The sequence below is a fragment of the Ruegeria sp. CE12 genome (genome assembly GCF_056537525.1).
The window spans coordinates 1-17,463 of record NZ_JBQFRS010000005.1 but is presented as its reverse complement, the minus strand read 5'-3'; the positions used below and the strand labels follow the sequence as shown (position 1 = coordinate 17,463).

The 17,463-nt window shown below is 55.2% G+C and carries 21 protein-coding genes; 12 read left to right on the top strand and 9 right to left on the bottom strand.

Annotated features, from left to right (window positions below; translation table 11 throughout):
- Positions 1–77 precede the first annotated feature (77 nt).
- Entirely contained in the window at positions 78–986 is a 909-nt protein-coding gene (gene era, locus ACR0IO_RS12950) for a GTPase Era (protein ID WP_155142298.1), read from the top strand.
- Positions 983–1,312 (top strand): DUF1491 family protein, encoded by a 330-nt coding sequence (locus ACR0IO_RS12945; protein ID WP_480742033.1) that lies wholly within the window; start codon positions 983–985, stop codon positions 1,310–1,312. Before era ends, ACR0IO_RS12945 begins: the two co-directional genes overlap by 4 nt.
- 2 nt (positions 1,313–1,314) lie before the next feature.
- Here ACR0IO_RS12945 and ACR0IO_RS12940 read toward each other — a convergent pair whose 3' ends face one another.
- Together ACR0IO_RS12940 and ACR0IO_RS12935 are read right to left on the bottom strand one after the other, a co-directional pair.
- Positions 1,315–1,620 (bottom strand): hypothetical protein, encoded by a 306-nt coding sequence (locus ACR0IO_RS12940; protein WP_480742032.1) that lies wholly within the window; start codon positions 1,618–1,620, stop codon positions 1,315–1,317.
- Positions 1,621–1,802: 182 nt separating this feature from the next.
- Positions 1,803–2,192, bottom strand: coding sequence for a VOC family protein (locus tag ACR0IO_RS12935; RefSeq protein WP_480742031.1), 390 nt, complete (start codon positions 2,190–2,192; stop codon positions 1,803–1,805).
- Positions 2,193–2,360: 168 nt separating this feature from the next.
- On the opposite strand from ACR0IO_RS12935, the gene recO reads away from it, so the two are divergent.
- Positions 2,361–3,086: a DNA repair protein RecO gene (gene recO / locus ACR0IO_RS12930; protein ID WP_480742030.1), complete on the top strand. Its 726-nt coding sequence runs from the start codon at positions 2,361–2,363 to the stop codon at positions 3,084–3,086.
- Here the strand turns inward: recO and ACR0IO_RS12925 are convergent.
- The 3 genes from ACR0IO_RS12925 to ACR0IO_RS12915 form a co-directional block, all read right to left on the bottom strand.
- Complete coding sequence (locus tag ACR0IO_RS12925; protein WP_480742029.1) at positions 3,070–3,462, bottom strand: META domain-containing protein; 393 nt, start codon at positions 3,460–3,462, stop codon at positions 3,070–3,072. The two genes, recO and ACR0IO_RS12925, sit on opposite strands and share 17 nt — an antisense overlap.
- Before the next feature lie 50 nt (positions 3,463–3,512).
- Positions 3,513–4,067 (bottom strand): hypothetical protein, encoded by a 555-nt coding sequence (locus ACR0IO_RS12920; protein ID WP_480742028.1) that lies wholly within the window; start codon positions 4,065–4,067, stop codon positions 3,513–3,515.
- Positions 4,068–4,303: 236 nt separating this feature from the next.
- Positions 4,304–5,995, bottom strand: coding sequence for an acyl-CoA dehydrogenase family protein (locus ACR0IO_RS12915; protein ID WP_480742027.1), 1,692 nt, complete (start codon positions 5,993–5,995; stop codon positions 4,304–4,306).
- A gap of 144 nt (positions 5,996–6,139) precedes the next feature.
- On the opposite strand from ACR0IO_RS12915, the gene ACR0IO_RS12910 reads away from it, so the two are divergent.
- Positions 6,140–6,904 (top strand): sulfite exporter TauE/SafE family protein, encoded by a 765-nt coding sequence (locus ACR0IO_RS12910; protein ID WP_480742026.1) that lies wholly within the window; start codon positions 6,140–6,142, stop codon positions 6,902–6,904.
- Between the two features lie 4 nt (positions 6,905–6,908).
- Here the strand turns inward: ACR0IO_RS12910 and ACR0IO_RS12905 are convergent, their stop codons facing one another.
- From ACR0IO_RS12905 to ACR0IO_RS12895, 3 genes are all read right to left on the bottom strand, one after another.
- Positions 6,909–7,373 (bottom strand): hypothetical protein, encoded by a 465-nt coding sequence (locus ACR0IO_RS12905; protein WP_480742025.1) that lies wholly within the window; start codon positions 7,371–7,373, stop codon positions 6,909–6,911.
- 111 nt (positions 7,374–7,484) lie between these two features.
- The gene (locus ACR0IO_RS12900; RefSeq protein ID WP_155142318.1) at positions 7,485–7,775 is read right to left on the bottom strand and encodes a hypothetical protein; all 291 of its coding nucleotides are present in this window, start codon (positions 7,773–7,775) and stop codon (positions 7,485–7,487) included.
- Positions 7,776–8,126: 351 nt separating this feature from the next.
- Positions 8,127–9,725: a phosphoenolpyruvate carboxykinase gene (locus tag ACR0IO_RS12895; RefSeq protein WP_155142320.1), complete on the bottom strand. Its 1,599-nt coding sequence runs from the start codon at positions 9,723–9,725 to the stop codon at positions 8,127–8,129.
- Between the two features lie 347 nt (positions 9,726–10,072).
- On the opposite strand from ACR0IO_RS12895, the gene ACR0IO_RS12890 reads away from it, so the two are divergent.
- From ACR0IO_RS12890 to ACR0IO_RS12860, 7 genes are read left to right on the top strand one after another with little or no spacing between them, the layout of a single operon-like run.
- Complete coding sequence (locus ACR0IO_RS12890; protein WP_155142322.1) at positions 10,073–10,777, top strand: response regulator transcription factor; 705 nt, start codon at positions 10,073–10,075, stop codon at positions 10,775–10,777.
- Positions 10,778–10,809: 32 nt separating this feature from the next.
- The gene (locus ACR0IO_RS12885; RefSeq protein ID WP_480742024.1) at positions 10,810–12,528 is read left to right on the top strand and encodes an ATP-binding protein; all 1,719 of its coding nucleotides are present in this window, start codon (positions 10,810–10,812) and stop codon (positions 12,526–12,528) included.
- Between the two features lie 3 nt (positions 12,529–12,531).
- Positions 12,532–13,002: an HPr kinase/phosphorylase gene (locus ACR0IO_RS12880; RefSeq protein WP_480742023.1), complete on the top strand. Its 471-nt coding sequence runs from the start codon at positions 12,532–12,534 to the stop codon at positions 13,000–13,002.
- The gene (gene rapZ / locus ACR0IO_RS12875; protein WP_480742022.1) at positions 12,987–13,880 is read left to right on the top strand and encodes an RNase adapter RapZ; all 894 of its coding nucleotides are present in this window, start codon (positions 12,987–12,989) and stop codon (positions 13,878–13,880) included. Before ACR0IO_RS12880 ends, rapZ begins: the two co-directional genes overlap by 16 nt.
- Positions 13,877–14,269 carry a PTS sugar transporter subunit IIA gene (locus tag ACR0IO_RS12870; RefSeq protein ID WP_155142329.1) on the top strand — a complete coding sequence of 131 codons (393 nt, stop codon included), beginning with the start codon at positions 13,877–13,879 and terminating at the stop codon, positions 14,267–14,269. Before rapZ ends, ACR0IO_RS12870 begins: the two co-directional genes overlap by 4 nt.
- 17 nt (positions 14,270–14,286) lie before the next feature.
- Positions 14,287–14,556 (top strand): HPr family phosphocarrier protein, encoded by a 270-nt coding sequence (locus ACR0IO_RS12865; protein WP_155142330.1) that lies wholly within the window; start codon positions 14,287–14,289, stop codon positions 14,554–14,556.
- Between the two features lie 41 nt (positions 14,557–14,597).
- Positions 14,598–15,497, top strand: a complete 900-nt coding sequence (locus ACR0IO_RS12860; RefSeq protein ID WP_155142332.1) for a lysophospholipid acyltransferase family protein — start codon at positions 14,598–14,600, stop codon at positions 15,495–15,497.
- A 51-nt stretch (positions 15,498–15,548) separates the two neighbouring features.
- On the opposite strand, the gene ACR0IO_RS12855 is transcribed toward ACR0IO_RS12860, so the two are convergent.
- The gene (locus tag ACR0IO_RS12855) at positions 15,549–16,424 is read right to left on the bottom strand and encodes a 3-hydroxybutyryl-CoA dehydrogenase (protein ID WP_480742021.1); all 876 of its coding nucleotides are present in this window, start codon (positions 16,422–16,424) and stop codon (positions 15,549–15,551) included.
- 163 nt (positions 16,425–16,587) lie between these two features.
- On the opposite strand from ACR0IO_RS12855, the gene ACR0IO_RS12850 reads away from it, so the two are divergent.
- Complete coding sequence (locus tag ACR0IO_RS12850) at positions 16,588–17,415, top strand: DUF6473 family protein (RefSeq protein WP_480742020.1); 828 nt, start codon at positions 16,588–16,590, stop codon at positions 17,413–17,415.
- Positions 17,416–17,463: the final 48 nt, after the last annotated feature.

The window sequence follows — 17,463 nt, the reverse complement described above, 5'->3', positions numbered from 1 at the left end:
CAATGCGACAAAACCCTCTGGTCCATATGGGCTTTCTGCTATAGGGATGCGCACTTGCTAACAGGATCGCAGGACACATGACCACACGCGCCGGATTTATCGCCCTGATCGGAGAGCCCAACGCAGGCAAATCCACCCTTTTGAACCGCATGGTCGGGGCCAAGGTCTCAATCGTGACGCATAAGGTGCAGACCACCCGCGCCCGTATTCGCGGTGTAGCGATGGAAGGTGATGCGCAGTTGGTATTTGTGGACACGCCGGGCCTGTTCAAACCCCGTCGCCGTCTGGACCGCGCCATGGTCGCCGCCGCATGGGGCGGAGCTGCGGATGCCGACGTCGTAGTGCTTATGGTCGAGGCGCATCGTGGCATTACCGAAGGCGTGGAACGTATCCTCGAGGGTCTGGAAGAGATCGGTCAGGGTCGCACAATCGCGCTGGCCATCAACAAAATCGACAAGGTCCCGTCCGAGAAGCTGCTGGCGCTGACGAGCGAATTGAATGCGCGCTATCCCTTTGCCGAAACCTTCATGATTTCCGCGGAAAAGGGACATGGTGTCGATGATCTGCGCAAGTGGCTGGCGTCCGAGTTGCCCGAAGGTCCTTGGCTGTACCCCGAGGACCAGATTGCCGACCTGCCTCTGCGCATGATCGCGGCTGAGATGACGCGTGAGAAACTGACCCTGCGCCTGCATCAGGAACTGCCCTATCAGTTGACTGTAGAAACCGAGAACTGGGAGGAGCGCAAAGACGGTTCTGCCAAGATCGATCAAGTCATCTACGTAATGCGCGACGGCCACAAAGGTATCGTGCTGGGCAAACGGGGCGAAACGATCAAGGCCGTCAGTCAGGCGGCACGGGCCGAGTTGGAAGAGTTCCTCGACCGCAAGATCCACTTATTTCTGCAAGTCAAAGTCCGACCCAACTGGTTGGAAGAATCCGAGCGGTATTCGGAAATGGGTCTGGATTTCAAAGACGGCAACGCATGAGCCGCCTGACGGCTGAATTCTGGGTCCATGCCTATCTGGCGCGGCTGCGGTTTCAGGAGATACCAGCCTTTGTCGTGGCCCATGGTGATGACACTGCTGGTGCAGTACTGGTTAAACTGAACACGTTGGACGGTAAGGCGATTGCTTTTCAACGCAGCTTTGACTTGATGAGCGGTGAGCGCAAATGGGTTGAACTGTCCAATGGGGCAGAGGTGGACGTAGACAGCGCCATACGGCGTCAGCGCAGCTTCGACCCCGATCTTTGGGTGATCGAGGTTGAGGATCGGCAGGGGCGCCATTTGCTTGGGGAAGAAGGGTTGGAATAAACCTACCAACCGCCCGTTTTTGCGGAAATGTCGTGGCCGGTCGCATGGGGTGCGCCTCCTGCAAATTCCCGCACCTTGGCAGCAAACTCCTTGAAATAGGGTTGCGCCTGCACATGAGCTAACGTTTCGGCACTGTCCCACCGGCCCCAGTGAAACCGGGACATTCCATCATCCGCTACCGCCACTTGGTAGGTGAATTTCCCCGCTGCCGCCGGATCAGAGTCGATGGCAGATATGAAGGCTGCAGTGGCGTCGATCCAGGCGCTCTCATCGCCTTCGTAGCTATACGTAATCGTAATTCCGCGCATGATATCTCACCTTTATTTAACTATTAAGTTAATTAAAGGATGTACCCCATGTGCGTCAAGCGTCATGCAGTTACAACAAAACGCAGGTTGGTGCTGGCATGCGAAAGATGGGCTCAACCGACTTGTCGATAGTGCCCATCATGCCAATCCAACCCCTTTAGCTTAACTGACCGCGAATGCGATCAGCCGTTTTCACCAAAGTTAACAAAGCTCATCTTGTTACCATCCAGATCACGGGCATAGGCTCCAAAAAAGTCCGGGCCATATTGCGGGCGCGGGCCGGGGTCACCTTCGTTTGTGCCGCCATTGGCCAGCGCCGCTGCGTGGACTTCGCGCACCTCGTCTTCGCTTTCGCACAGCAGGCCGACCATGTTTCCGTTCCCGGGAGTCGCCGTTTTTTGATCGTGTGGCATCGATACCCAGACTCGCCCGCCACCACGCAGCTCGTAACAGACCGCGTATGGCATGTATTCGGCGACAACCTTGCCACCGATTTCGGCCATGACCGCGTCGTAATAGGTGCGGGCCTTGGCGACATCGTTTGAGCCAATCATGACATAGTTGAGAGACATGGTTTAAATTTCCTTTGATGAGAACATTAGGCGAACATTAGCCAAGGCGCCCGTTATGTGCAATTCGTTTGTCCGACTGTATGAATACCTTCGGCCAGTTTCTGCCTTGCGCGTATGACGGGTATGAGATTTCCTGCGGGCGCATCTGATAACTGAACGGACCCAAACTTGGACTGGCGCGATCACGGCATACTTCTGACCTCTCGCCGCCACGGCGAAACGGCGGCGATTATCGAGGTCTTTACAGAAGGTCATGGTCGGCATGCAGGCGTCGTGCGCGGGGGCACCAGCCGCAAGATCGCGCCAATACTGCAGCCGGGTGCGCAGCTGGACGTCTTGTGGCGTGCGCGGCTTGAGGAACATATCGGTACTTTTCAGGTCGAACCTCTCCGCTCTCGCGCTGCTGCGGCGTTTTCAGGGCGATTGGCGCTTGCCGGATTGAACGCAGTCGTGACGCTTTTGTCCTTTTGCCTGCCCGAACGCGAACCCCATCCAGCCATTTACAAGCAAACTGAACAACTCATGGATCTGCTCGGACAGGATGACATCTGGCCGCTGGCTTATCTGCGTTGGGAAATGGCGTTGCTGGAAGAATTGGGCTTTGGCCTTGATTTTAGCCGATGCGCCGTGACTGGTACGACTGAGGGTCTGATTTATGTTTCGCCAAAATCAGGGCGTGCAGTGAGCGCTGAGGGTGCAGGCGAATGGGCTGACAGGCTCTTGCCTTTACCACCGTGTCTTCTGGGCGAAGGGCAGGGGGCTGATGATGAGATCGCCCAGGCCCTGGGAACAACTGGATATTTTCTTGAGAACCGGGTTGCACCTGCATTGGGTCACAATCCATTGCCTGATGCGCGGGCACGATTTGTGGATCAGTTCACTCGGCGGCTTTGAATACCATCTCGTGCCCGTCTTCGTTTCGAAGGATCAGGATATCACCTGACACTTCAGACTGGGTCATGGCTATGAGCGCGGCGAAATAAAACCCTTCGGCCTCAAGTCCAGCACAGGCCGCACGTGTGGCCGTCAGGTTCTGGATTTCGAACCAGGGGTATGGTGCACTTAACGTACCGGTATAGCTGTTGCACGGGGCATTGCCCGCAATCTTGCCCTCTTCGGGAAAGCGCAGCAAAGCGCTGGCCTCATAAGGCTGCCCATCTATTTCCTGCAACGCCCATGTCTGGTCTGCCGCACCGTAGGCTGCAACGGTTTCGTCCTTATCACACTGGAAAAGGGCCAGAAGAGGCAGGGTCAGGATTAGGCGCGTCATGCTGATCTCTTATCCATTCCGTAGTGCCGAGGGAACCGGTGTCCTGGATTTTAGTAGGGTATCGCACCGCTCAGCAGTTCTTCGCGAACTTCCATGCGAGGTCTCCAGTTGTATCTGGTGTCTTCGCGAACCGGTGCCCAGAACAGCGCACCGCTGTTTCGCCAGGGATCAAGGATGATGGCATCATCCATTGACGCTCCCTTGGCGCTGATCGCCGCGGAATGATGGATGATCCGGAACGCGGTTGGAGGTGATGTAACCCAATGCAAGTCAAGCGTCCGGAAGTTTTCCTGTCTCAGGCGGGTGGTCATGGCCTGGGCCCAATCATTGCACAGGCCGCGTTCTCGTAGGCCGTTTGCGACCTTTGCGTTATGGACTATCGCCGGATCGGTGATGTTCCATTCCCGAGCCAGTTGTTGTGAATAGGTGTACGCAATCGAAGCGGCCTTCCGGGCCTCAGCAGGATCGACAGCAGGACTCAGGCTTTGAATGGCCTGCGCCAGTTCGTTGATATCGTCCTGACTGGCAGTCGGCGGTGATGTTGTACAGCCACCCAATGCAAGGGCTGCCAAAGTTGCCCAAAGTGCAAATATCAATTTTGTCATAATGGTTGCGCCAACTACTCGCCCGAGCCTGTATTCTTTGTCGGTTGCTCTATCCGGGATCAGTGGGGAAGCAAAGGGGAAGAAATCGCATCGGCAATTCAGGGCTGAAATGAGATTGGGTTGAAGCTGTCATATCAAGTTGTGATCTCAGGTGCGGGTGAGCATGCGTTCTGACGCAACAAAAGACCCGGCACGGGGCCGGGTCAAGTTGGGGAAACAAGAGGTTTTTGTTCGTTTCAGCTCAGCAATCGGCGGGCGATTACCTGTGCCTGAATTTCGGCTGCACCTTCAAAGATGTTCAGGATCCGCGCGTCGCACAGCACACGGCTGATCTTGTATTCAAGCGCAAAGCCGTTCCCGCCATGAATCTGCAGGCCGTTATCAGCTGCGGCCCAAGCCACACGCGCGCCCAGCAGCTTGGCCATACCGGCCTCCAGATCACATCGGTGGCCGTTATCTTTTTCCCAGGCCGAGAAGTATGTCAGCTGACGTGCGATCATGATCTCAACCGCCATCATCGCCAATTTGCCCGACACGCGCGGGAAATTGATCAGAGATTTGCCGAACTGTTTACGCTCCTGCGCGTATTGCATGGCAATATCCAGAGCGCTCTGAGCTACGCCAATGGCGCGTGCTGCTGTCTGGATGCGGGCGCTTTCAAAGGTTTCCATGAGCTGCTTGAAGCCTTTGCCTTCTTCGCCGCCCAGCAGGTTTTCACCCTTTACGTGGAACCCATCAAAACCCAGCTCGTATTCCTTCATGCCGCGATAGCCGAGCACCTCGATCTCACCTCCGGTCATGCCGGGGGTTGGGAACGGGTTGTCGTCATTGCCTGGTGTCTTTTCAGCCAGGAACATGGAAAGCCCACGGTGATCGGTGGTGTCCGGATTGGTTCGCGCCAGCAAGGTCATGACATGGGTGCGCGCGGCGTGCGTGATCCAGGTCTTGTTGCCGGTGATCTTGTAGTCACCGTTTTCATCCTTGACCGCGCGTGTGCGCAGGCTGCCGAGGTCAGATCCGGTATTAGGTTCGGTGAAAACGGCGGTTGGCAGGATTTCAGCACTGGCGATCTTGGGCAACCACTGCGCCTTTTGTTCGTCTGTGCCACCTGCAATAATCAGTTCGGCCGCAATTTCAGACCGGGTCCCCAGCGAGCCAACGCCGATATAGCCACGCGACAATTCTTCAGACACGACGCACATCGAAGCCTTGGACAATCCAAAGCCACCAAACTCTTCGGGGATGGTCAGGCCAAAGACACCCATCTCGGCCAGTTCCTCGATGATCTCAATAGGGATCAGTTCGTCTTTGAGGTGCCACTCATGCGCGTTTGGTTCGACTTTCTCCAGAGCATAGCGCCGGAACTGATCGCGGATCATCTCAAGCTCTTCATCAAGACCGGATGTACCGAACATGGTGGCGCCGGACTGCTCCTCCATCAGTTGGACCAGACGTGTTCGGGCTGTCTGAGAATTGGCCTGCGCCATCAGCGTTTGCACTTCGCTACATTGGAATCCCGAGAGAGCGTCCCATCCCAATCCCAGATCCTGCAGGCGCACAACTTCGCCCTGGTTCATCGGGATGCCGCCGGCGATCTGATGCAAATACTCGCCAAAAGCAATCTGGTGCAGCAACTGCTCCATCTCGCCAAAGTTTCCGTCAGCATTCAGAGACTCTGCCCAGCGCTGCATCTGCTGCAGAGATTGGTGATAGGTGGCTAACCAGGACAACCCGTGTGCCGCTGTCTGATTGGCCTCGACCAGCGCGCCCGAGATTTTGTCGTCTTTGCTTACCATCGCGCGAACCGAAACGCGTGCGCTGTCAAACACGGACTGGACTGCCGGAAGCGCAGCTTTGGTCAAAGTCAGAAGATCTGGCAAAACCGCTGAAGCAGTCATGTTCGTTGTATCCTGTCCGTCATGGGCCATGAATCACGTCCTTTTCTGGGTCGTCTGGTCATATCATGCTGCACGTGCAGCGCAACAAAAATACGCGTTAGGCTCATAAATAGTTCAAAAATTACCTGAGCGTTTTTGCGATGCAGAGAATTTTCCCGGTGGTATGTAGGGTATATGACGCTGTTTTCATTGTTTACACCCCAAGATCTGTTGCTGGCTTTTGCAGTTGCCTTTGTGGCTGGTTGGGTCAAGGGCATGGTCGGGTTTGCCATGCCGATGGTCCTGATCTCAGGACTTAGTACGACTTTGTCTCCAGACCTTGCGCTTGCTGGTCTGATCTTGCCGACACTGGTCACCAATGGTGTTCAAGCATTGCGTGAGGGTGCAGCTGCCGCGCTAGCGTCTATCCGACAGTTCCGGGTTTTTCTGAGTGTTGGCCTGATCTTTCTGTTGGTGGGCGCGCAGCTCGTCAGTTTGGTACCCGCCCGGGTTTTCCTGTTGATGATTGGGGTGCCCGTTACATTTTTTGCTTTCATTCAACTGATTGGGTTCGCACTGAAGCTCGACAAACCATCGGCGCGAGTGGAAGCTGCAATTGGTGCCATTGCAGGATTTGTCGGTGGAATGTCTGGAGTTTGGGGGCCACCAACCGTCGCTTATCTGACTGCGTTGAATACGCCCAAACGAGAGCAGTTGCGTGTTCAGGGGGTCATATACGGGCTGGGCGCGGTTGCGCTGGTGGTTGCGCATCTGGGGTCGGGTATACTCAGATCAGAAACCTTACCCTTTTCAGCGGCATTGATTGTGCCTGCTATGGCGGGACTATGGGCTGGCATGCTATTGCAGGATCGGATTGATCAGACAACGTTTCGAAAGGTTACGCTGCTGGTTCTTTTGATTGCCGGGCTGAATCTTCTGCGGCGCGGCATTTTTGGCTAATGCCTCAGGCGCGACGCTCCATAAAGCGAAACGCGAAATAAAGCCCCAGCATCAAAAAGAACAATCCTGACAAGTCACCGATGAGGTAGGCGATATACTCGGCTGTTGCGCTTCCGAAGGCAAGATTGGTCAATCCGGAAACGAGGAACGAGGTGATCACGCCGACCCCCATGACGCATATCCAGCAAGGGCGCTTGTGAGCGGCGGGAAACAAATCCCAACCCATCCATTTGCACAGATAGAACACTGCAGGTGCCGTTGTTACCGCAATGACTATTGCCATGAGGCGGCTGGGTGTGAAGACATCTGCCCCTGCGAGAAACGCAAATACGATAAAGACACCGGGTAGCAGCGCGAATATCGCCCGCCAGCCAAGCAGCCAGGCGGCAAGAACGCGTACTCCGTGGGGCAGGAACAGCAGGCTCGCCCGGCTTGGATATTCGGGAAAGAATGCGTTCTGAAGTGGCATCAAGACCTCGAAGGTCAGGAAAGATGCCACTACATATGCCAGTGAGGCAAAAAAAGTATCAGAAACCCAGGCGCGCATTCACATCAGCCATTCACGCGCCGTCTGAGCGCTTCACCTGGGAGCATGAACGACGTAACGACCCCGGTTGGCGTTACCGCTTTGCGAGAGGTAACCTTTCTGAACCAGCGATTTCAGGGCGCGGAAAAACGTCGGGCGCGATACGCTTTGGACCAAAGTGTGTTCGATCAGTCCGAAAGTACGGACTTCCTTGTCGTCTTTGGAGAGCTCTTCGGCCGCATAGTAGATGTCGCGCTCAACCGGAGATAGTTCCTCCAGACCCAGAGTACGTTCCATGCTCTGCATGAGTTTGCGCAATTCAGTGAGTTTCGAAATCTCAGTCATGTCCTTAACCTATTATATCCAGTGTCAGTGACCGCAACGCTGCGACTGTTTGAAACGCATCAAATAGCGCGTCTCATATTGACACTCATCCCCCTTCGAATACAGTACCTATATGATTAGGCGCCTCAATTCGCGATTGTGAGTGAGTTCGCATGAGGTGCCCAAAGGTTCTTTCAGCTGCAGCCCGGTGCAAATGCGCCGGGCTTTTTTCTTTCGATGGTTTTTGTAACTAAACTATGACAGCACACCGGGCAATGAATTTGTATATGCATGAAGCAAAATACAACCAAAGGATGATCTGTCGAAGGTCGTGATCGCCAAGAAAAAAGGGGGCGTTGCCGCCCCCTGTCATCAGCCGATTGCGACGGCCTTAATATCGTCGTCGATAAAGGGCAGATATTGCTCGAAGTTTTCAGCAAACATCTGAACCAGTTTGTCGGCTTGTTTATCAAACGCAGCCTGATCGTCCCAGGTCCGGCGTGGATCAAGCAGCACTTCGGGCACGCCAGGGACTGAAACAGGGACATCAAATCCGAAATTCGCGTCCTTGCGGTACTCGGCATCAGCCAGCGAACCCTCGAGGGCTGCAGTCAGCAGCGCGCGAGTTGCCTTGATCGGCATCCGGCTGCCGACGCCATAGGCGCCACCGGTCCAGCCTGTGTTTACCAGCCAGCAGGTTGCCCCGTGCTGGGCGATCTTATCGCGCAGCAGGTTGCCATAGGCCTCTGGACGGCGCGGCATGAAAGGAGCGCCAAAGCAGGTTGAGAAGGTCGGCTGAGGCTCGGTCACACCACGCTCGGTGCCAGCAACCTTGGAGGTGAAGCCTGACAGGAAGTGGTACATCGCCTGTGCCGGGGTCAGCCGCGCGATCGGAGGCAGTACGCCGAACGCGTCGCATGTCAGCATGATGATGTTCTTGGGGTGTCCACCCAACGCGCTGCTCGAAGCATTCGAGATATACTCCAGCGGATAGGCGCAGCGCATGTTCGCAGTCAGCGAATCATCGTCGAAATCCAGTTCTTTGGTCTCAGGGTCGAAAACCATGTTCTCGATCACTGTGCCGAACTTCGAAGTTGTCGCGTAAATCTCGGGCTCGGCTTCGGCATTCAGATTGATGGTCTTGGCATAGCAGCCGCCTTCGAAGTTAAAGGTGCCACGGTCCGACCAGCCATGCTCATCGTCACCAATCAGGACACGAGCCGGATCGGCAGACAGAGTGGTTTTACCTGTTCCGGACAGCCCAAAGAACACTGCTGTGTCGACTGGGTTGCCGACGGCGTGGTTGGCCGAGCAGTGCATCGGCATCACACCTTTTTCAGGCAGCATGTAGTTCAGCAGGGTAAAGACCGATTTCTTGTTTTCACCCGCGTATTCGGTACCACCGATCAGGATGATCTTGCGGTCGAAGTTCAGCGCGATAACGGTCTCGCTGCGGCAGCCATGCTTTTCAGGGTTCGCCTGAAAGCTGGGGCAGTTAATAACTGTGAAATCTGCAGTGAAGTCATCCAGATCCTCACGATCGGGACGGCGCAGCAGGTGGCGGATAAACAGGTTATGCCAGGCCAACTCGGTGACCATGCGCACGTTGATTGAGTAGGCCGGATCTGCACCGCCCACGAGATCTTGCACGAAATAATCGCGGCCCTTCATATGCTCGAGCATGTCGGCATAGAGAGCGTCGAACCCTTCCGGGCTCATCGCGGCGTTATTTTCCCACCAGATGGTATCGGCGACACTGTCGGTTTTGACGACATGCTTGTCCTTGGGCGACCGGCCAGTGAATTTACCAGTGGTGACCAGAAAGGCTCCGCCATTGCCAAGGGTGCCTTCGCCGCGCTTCAGCGCCTCTTCGATCAGCGCTGGCTCCATGAAGTTGTAATAGACATTTCCCAGACCCTCGATGCCCTGATCTTCGAGGCGGAATTGCGGGTTAACCCGTCCAGATGTCATGCGTTTCTTCTCCTGTGGCGGCGCGACGGCGGTTAGGCCAGGGTGCGCTCTTGGGGCAGTATGCCGGGAATAACCGGCGGATGAGCGGGTCTTATCATGGTCGTTCGGGACATGAACAGGACGGTTTGGCGCAGTTAGCGCAACCAAGCGCAGGTTTAGCGCAACCAAGAAATTACTGTTGAAATTCTAAGCGGGTTTCCTGCTGAATGTACGGCTTTTTTGCCGCATCTGTGTGGCAACAATCGCACGATTCGCAGATACGGATTGATTCGCCGCCTTAAAAACGCCAGAAATGCCATACTAATAAGCGAAATATTGCGTATGAGAGCAGGAATAGGGGTAACCCGATGTCTAAGATTGCACTGGTGGATGACGACAGAAACATTCTGACGTCCGTTTCCATGACGCTCGAGGCCGAGGGGTTCGAGGTCGAAACCTATAATGACGGGCAGGCAGCCCTTGATGCATTCAACAAGAAATTGCCGGATATGGCTGTGCTGGATATCAAGATGCCTCGCATGGACGGAATGGATCTATTGCAGCGTCTGCGACAGAAAACGCAGATGCCGGTGATCTTCCTAACATCCAAGGATGATGAGATTGACGAAGTCCTGGGTCTGCGAATGGGGGCGGACGACTACGTCAAAAAGCCTTTCTCGCAGCGACTTCTGGTAGAACGCATTCGGGCATTACTACGCCGTCAGGAAGCAACTTCTGGTGATGCGACAACTGCAAACACCGGCGATACCAAGGTAATGGAGCGTGGCGAACTGCGCATGGATCCATTGCGTCATGCGGTAAGCTGGAAGGGAGCGGATGTTTCGCTGACAGTGACCGAGTTCCTCCTGCTGCAGGCGTTGGCTCAGCGTCCGGGCTTTGTCAAAAGCCGTGACCAGTTGATGGATGTGGCTTACGACGATCAGGTGTATGTCGATGACCGAACCATCGACAGCCATATCAAACGCCTTCGCAAGAAGATGCGCGCTGCTGACCCTGAGTTTTCGGCCATCGAAACGCTGTACGGAATCGGTTACAGATACAACGAAGAATAGGCGCGGCCGTTTTTAAGGGGTAAAGGGGTCTCGTGCGCGACACTGAACAAGCCAGCGAAATGCGGGACGGCGATGTCGTTCTAGGGGATGATTGGGTCATCCCGCAGGATTCCGAGTCTGCTGAAATGAGTGCGCGCCGTTCGCGGCGCAATCTGTTTTCGTTACGCGGCTCGCCGCTGGCGCGGAAAATCATAACCTTCAACCTGATTGCTCTGGTGATTCTCGTCGCTGGATTGCTCTATCTCGACGACACGAGAAAAGAACGCGTTCAGGAGACGGCGCGGAATCTGATCGGCGACGCATTGTTGGTCAGCAACGTGTTTGAAACGCAACTGCGGCAGGCCTCAGTAAATCAGCCGCAAGATACTGCCGATCTTGATGTGAAAGACACTTTGTCCGGCCTTAGTCTACCTGAGGGAGGAGAGCTGTTCGTGTACGATGGTACCGGCACTCTAATCGGTTGGACACGCGGTGCTTCTCCTGCATCCGAGCTGCCCGTTCTTCTTAGGTCTGACGCGGATCTGCCGACCGGTGGGACGCTGATCAGCGATGCGCTGAACGTCGTCTGGGTTGGAATATCTGGTGTATTCAGTGGGTCCAACAAGGATGAAGCGCCTACACTTGCTCAGCGTGTTCAGGACATGATCCCGACCGCTTTGCAGGGTGGTATGCAGGTTCAGGCAGTGTCTGATGCCGCTGGGGATACCGTGATTGTCGCTGCCACTCCGATTCTGCGTGAGGGTGTGCCTGTAGGGGCCGTTGCAATGGCCGGTCCCGCTGGTGAAATTGACGCTCTGGCCCGCAAAGAACAGGAGCGTATTCTGCAGATGTTCGTCGTTGCGCTTTTGGTGTCGATTGGCCTCAGCCTTGTGCTGGCCTCAACCATCGCCAACCCGCTCGCCGATCTTGCCGCGGCAGCTGAGATGGGAAAGGACCGCGGCGCGGGCGTTAATCCAGGACGCATTCGTATCCCTGATCTGAGCGCAAGACCTGACGAAATCGGGCGTCTGAGCAGGGCTCTGCGTGGAATGGTGACCGCACTCTACAATCGCATTGATGCCAATGAACAATTCGCAGCGGATGTCGCGCATGAGATCAAGAACCCTCTGGCAAGTTTGCAATCCGCTGTTGGTACGTTGCGCATGGTCAAGCGCGAAGATCAGCGAGACAAACTATTGGGCGTTATCGAGCATGATGTTCGACGGCTGGATCGGCTGGTCAGTGACATCTCGAATGCCTCGCGGTTGGATGCCGAGCTTGTCAAAGAAGAAGAGCAGCCCTTCGATCTTCTTAAATTGATCGGCAATATCGGTCAGTATCTGGGCGAAGATGCGCGTTCGAAAGGCATCGACTATATCACGGACCTGCCTTCAGAGCCGATCGTTGTGAACGGCCTTGAGGCTCGCCTCGCTCAGGTGTTCGTCAATCTGATCACCAATGCGATATCTTTCTGCGAAGAACATGACGCCATTCGGGTTTGGGTCCGCCAGCGCGAAAACCGTGTTCTGATCGTGGTCGAAGATACAGGTCCGGGCATTCCGGATCAGGCCCTGACCAAGGTTTTCAAGCGGTTCTACTCCCAGCGGCCGGAAGAGCATTTCGGCAACAACTCCGGTCTTGGGCTGGCTATTTCCAAACAGATCGTCGAGGCCCATGGCGGCGTGATCTGGGCCGAGAATATTCGACCGACAGAAGCGGACATCACCTCGGATCCACTTGGTGCCCGGTTTGTTGTCGGGTTACCTGTCTAGGCCATGGGCACAGATAACCTGTCCGATCTTGCAAACAGAGACACGGCTTGTGTTCACGCCACCTGTGTTGCGGTTGAGGGTAGAGCGCTTTTGATTTTGGGCGATTCAGGCGCCGGAAAATCAGGGTTGGCATTGGAGATGATGGCCCTGGGTGCGGATCTGGTGGCTGATGATCGGGTGGATCTACGGATGCAGAGGGATCAACTTGTTGCTGATGTGATTCCATCAATCAGAGGGCTGATCGAGGCGCGCGGTATCGGGCTGTTAAGGGCCAAACCATGCGGTCCTGCGCCTGTGCACTATGTGGTTGATCTTGGACAGATTGAGGAAAGGCGTTTGCCGGAACCCCAGATGATCAAAGTCCTGAGGCAAACTGTTCCCTTGCTTCGCGGAGGTGGTGTACCCAATTTGGCTGTAGCACTGATACAATTTATGAAAATGGGACGCGTAGATCCGCAATGGCCGAGCAAATAACTTCGCAACGGCGCATCGTCCTGGTGACGGGGCCTTCTGGCGCCGGCCGGTCGACAGCGATCCACGTCTTGGAAGATCTGGGTTTTGAAGCGATCGACAATTTGCCGATGGGTCTTTTGTCCCGATTGCTGGATGGTCCCGAGCCTGCACGCCCAATGGCGCTGGGCATCGATGCGCGCAACCGGGAATTCTCAACGATCGGGTTTATTGAGCTCGCAGAGAAATTGGGGCGGATGGAGCAGGTTGATCTGACCGTACTTTATCTGGATTGCAGTAACGAAGTATTGCTGCGTCGCTTCTCTGAAACCCGCAGGCGGCATCCAGTGGCCTCAGATGCCAGCCCTGAAACCGGCATCCTGCAGGAAAAAGAACTTCTGCAGCCCATACGCGAGATCGCGGACACCCTGATCGACACAAGCGTACTAAACATTCATCAGTTGCGGGAAGAGGTGGAGCGTTGGTTCGCACCTCAAAGCGGTCGGCATCTTGCGGTTTCCATCGAATCGTTTTCCTACAAGCGTGGCTTGCCGCGTGGGTTGGACATGGTTTTCGATTGCCGGTTCCTGGCCAATCCCTATTGGCGGCCGGAATTGCGGTCTGAGGATGGTAGAAATCCCGATGTTGCGGCCTATGTTCAATCCGATGTCAACTACGATCCTTTCTTCGACCGGGTCGTGGATTTGCTCAAGGTGTTGCTTCCTGGTTTTCGGGCAGAGGGCAAAGCGCATCTCTCGGTGGCCTTTGGCTGTACCGGTGGCCAACATCGTTCGGTCGCCGTCGCGGAAGCGGTTGCAAAGGCCCTTGCAGAAGGGGGGCAGCAGGTGGCAATTAGGCACCGCGAAATGGAGCGTCGATCGTTGAATGTGAGGCCGGATTGATCGGGATCGTAATCGTAGCGCATGGGGGGTTGGCTCAGGAGTATCTGGCCGCCATGCAGCATGTCGTGGGACAACAGCCCGGTCTGGTTGCGATTGCAATTGAAGCGGACCACGATCGCGAAGCAAAACAAACTGAAATCTGTCGTGCCGCAGATGAGGTGGACGTTGGAGATGGTGTGGTTGTCGTAACCGACCTCTTTGGCGGTAGCCCATCGAATCTGAGCCTGCGCGCTTGTGCGCCCCAAGATCGCCGTATCCTTTATGGGGCGAATCTACCGATGCTGATTAAATTGGCCAAAAGTCGCCACTTGCCTGTGGCCGATGCCGTGCGGCACGCAATGGAGGCTGGACGCAAGTATATCAATACGCAAAATGTGACGTTGGATTGAGACCGGACTGATTGAATATGGCTAACCGAAGCTTGAGAATCATTAATGAAAAAGGACTTCATGCCCGCGCTTCGGCTAAGCTTGTAGAAGTAGTCGAGGGGTTTGACGCAAGGGCAGAAGTTTCAAAGGACGGACTTTCTGCGTCGGGCGACAGTATCATGGGTCTTTTGATGTTGGCAGCCTCTCGCGGAACCACTATTGACGTCGAGACGTCCGGACCGGATGCTGAGGCGTTGGCAGAAGCGTTGGAAACCTTGGTCAACGACAAGTTCGGGGAAGGTTTCTAGGCACTGCTCTGCCACGAGACGAAGAACGGGAAGACCAGGAATTGGCGGAAACCGCGCACGATACCAAGACGAATACCGTGGTGGATGGGACCACAGATCAGGGTGAAGTCTACGACCGTAGAACCCTGACCTATGCAAACTCGTTCGACGACGCATGGACCTCGACTGCGATCCGCGCAATCGAATGGTGCACGGGTAAGCTGACCATTCTGCGTATGGTCAACAAGTTCGAGAAGAAGAACGAGTACTACCGTGGCCAGAAGTTCTGGGGCGGCGCGCTTGAGGTCATGGGGATCGACCTTACCACACCTCAGGAACAGCTCGCCCGTATCCCAAAGGAAGGACCCGTTGTCGTTGTGGCCAATCACCCGCATGGGATGGTGGATGGCATGATTCTGGCTGAACTGATTGGTCAGGTGCGCAGTGACTACCGTATTCTGACGCGTTCCGTGCTGACTGGGTTGGACGAGGCGGCAACGTCTTTCATGATCCCGGTTCCATTTCCGCATGACCCCGAAGCTCAAACCAAGATGCTTGAGATGCGCGGGAAAGCGATGGCTCATCTGAAGGCAGGGGGCGTCGTAGCGTTGTTCCCATCTGGCGTAGTCATGTCATCAGACGATTGGTTCGGCCCTGCAGTTGAGCGCGAATGGAACGTATTCACAGCCCAGATGATCCGTCGATCCAAGGCAAAGGTTCTGCCGATCTTCTTCCCTGGCAGCAACTCGCGCTGGTATCAGATCGCGAACAAGTTGTCGCCTATTCTGCGGCAGGGGCTTTTGCTGCATGAAATCGTTCGATCCTGCAACAAACCGCAATCGCCGGTCATCGGTGAGCCGGTTTCCGACGAAGACATGCAGTTGCTGGAAAAAGATCCGCGCGGGTTTATGGCATGGCTCAGAAAGCGCACAATGTCGCTGAGCCAGAGTTCGAATTCTTGAATTGATCGCAGACCCGAGTATTAGCCCGCAATCGTATGCGGGCTGAAATTGTCATCGGGTTGGTACCGGAACTTCACCGCGATAGTCATAGAAACCACGTTCGGTCTTACGACCCAGCCAACCTGCTTCGACATATTTTGTCAGCAAAGGGCAGGGGCGGTACTTGGTGTCAGCCAGTCCGTCATGCAACACGTTCATGATCGCGAGACAGGTATCCAGCCCGATGAAATCGGCCAGTTCCAGGGGCCCCATCGGGTGATTAGCGCCCAGCTTCATGGACTGATCAATGGATTGGACGTTTCCGACACCTTCGTAGAGCGTGTAAACCGCTTCGTTGATCATCGGCATCAGGATACGGTTCACGATGAAGGCCGGGAAATCTTCGGCACTGGCCGCAGTCTTGCCCAACCGGTCCACAACAGCTTTGCAAGAGTTATAGGTTGCTTCATCAGTTGCGATACCACGGATCAACTCGACCAATTGCATGACCGGCACAGGATTCATGAAGTGAAACCCCATAAACCGTTCGGGGCGGTCGGTCCGGCTGGCGAGACGTGTGATCGAGATCGATGAGGTATTCGATGTCAGGATCGTGTGTGGCAGCAAATGTGGCTGCAGGTCCTCGAAGATTGCCTGCTTGATCGCCTCTCGTTCGGTGGCAGCCTCAATGACCAAGTCGGTTTGGCCCAGATCCGGCAGGCTCAGCGTTGTTGTGATGCGTTTCAACGCTGACTGCATCGCTTCATCAGAGATTTTTCCGCGCGATGCCTGGCGGGCCAGGTTTGCTTCGATCGTCACAATGGCACTGTCCAGCGCCTCCTGGCTGACATCGTTCAGCAAGACATCATAATCCGCCAACGCCATGACATGAGCGATTCCGTTGCCCATCTGTCCAGCGCCAATCACTCCGACTGATTTCACATCCATGTTCAATGCCTTTGTATCACGGGATACCGCGACACTATCGGCAGACGGGGGGCAGCAGCAAGGGGATCAGACCCATCGAATTCGCTTCAAATGCGCACATTAGGAATTTCTCAAGACCTGAGGCTGCAAGATGGCAATTGGGTGAAAAAATTGGGTGAGTGTCATGAGCTATCATCATGCAGGTTCGGATGGGCCAGTAGATTCTGTTTGCCAATACACTGGATCGAAACTGTGGTTCCGCGGACCGGAGCGATCTTTGGATACACCCTACATAGCCTGTGTAGGAGGAGATGAGACGTTCGGGCGATTTGTAGGGCAACCTTTTGTGGATTTACTGGAAAGGCGATTGGAGAAGACCTGCGTCAATCTTGGGAGCCTTTTCAGTGGGGTCGAGGCGCTTTCCCTAGATGCGGGCATGCTCAAGATCGTGAACGACGCCGAGCTTTGTGTGCTACAACTGCCGGACGTTCTGTCACAGTCGAACCACTTTTACCGCGTCCACCCGCGCAGGAATGACCGTTTTCTCGAACCGACCCGTGATCTGCTTTCGCTGTATCCCGATGTAGATTTCACGGAAGTGCACTTCGTGCGGCATTTGCTGACCCGGTTACAAACCCATTCGGACGCAAGAATAGAAGCTGTTGCTCAGGAGCTCAGTTCGGCTTGGGTATTGGGGATGAGATCGTTTCTTGAGCGGGTGACGCCCCCGGTTCTTCTCCTTTGGTTGCATGTGAACGACCATGATGTGTGGGAGGTTGCAGGACCTACTGAAAGAGATTTGGTGCCCGTCACACAAAGCATGGTGGACCAAATACGGCCTCTGTGTGTGGGTTGCATGGAACTTCAGGTTCAGACGGCGGGTGCATCAGAGGAACTGGAGGATGCCATGTTCGGCAGCCTTCAACAGCCGATGGCCTTGCATTGTCTTGGACCATCGGCACATCGTCATATTGCGTCATGTTTGTATGGCGCGGTTTTGGATCTTGGATAGAAAAAGGCCCGCCGGATGGCGGGCCTTTGCAGATCAATCCGGATGTCC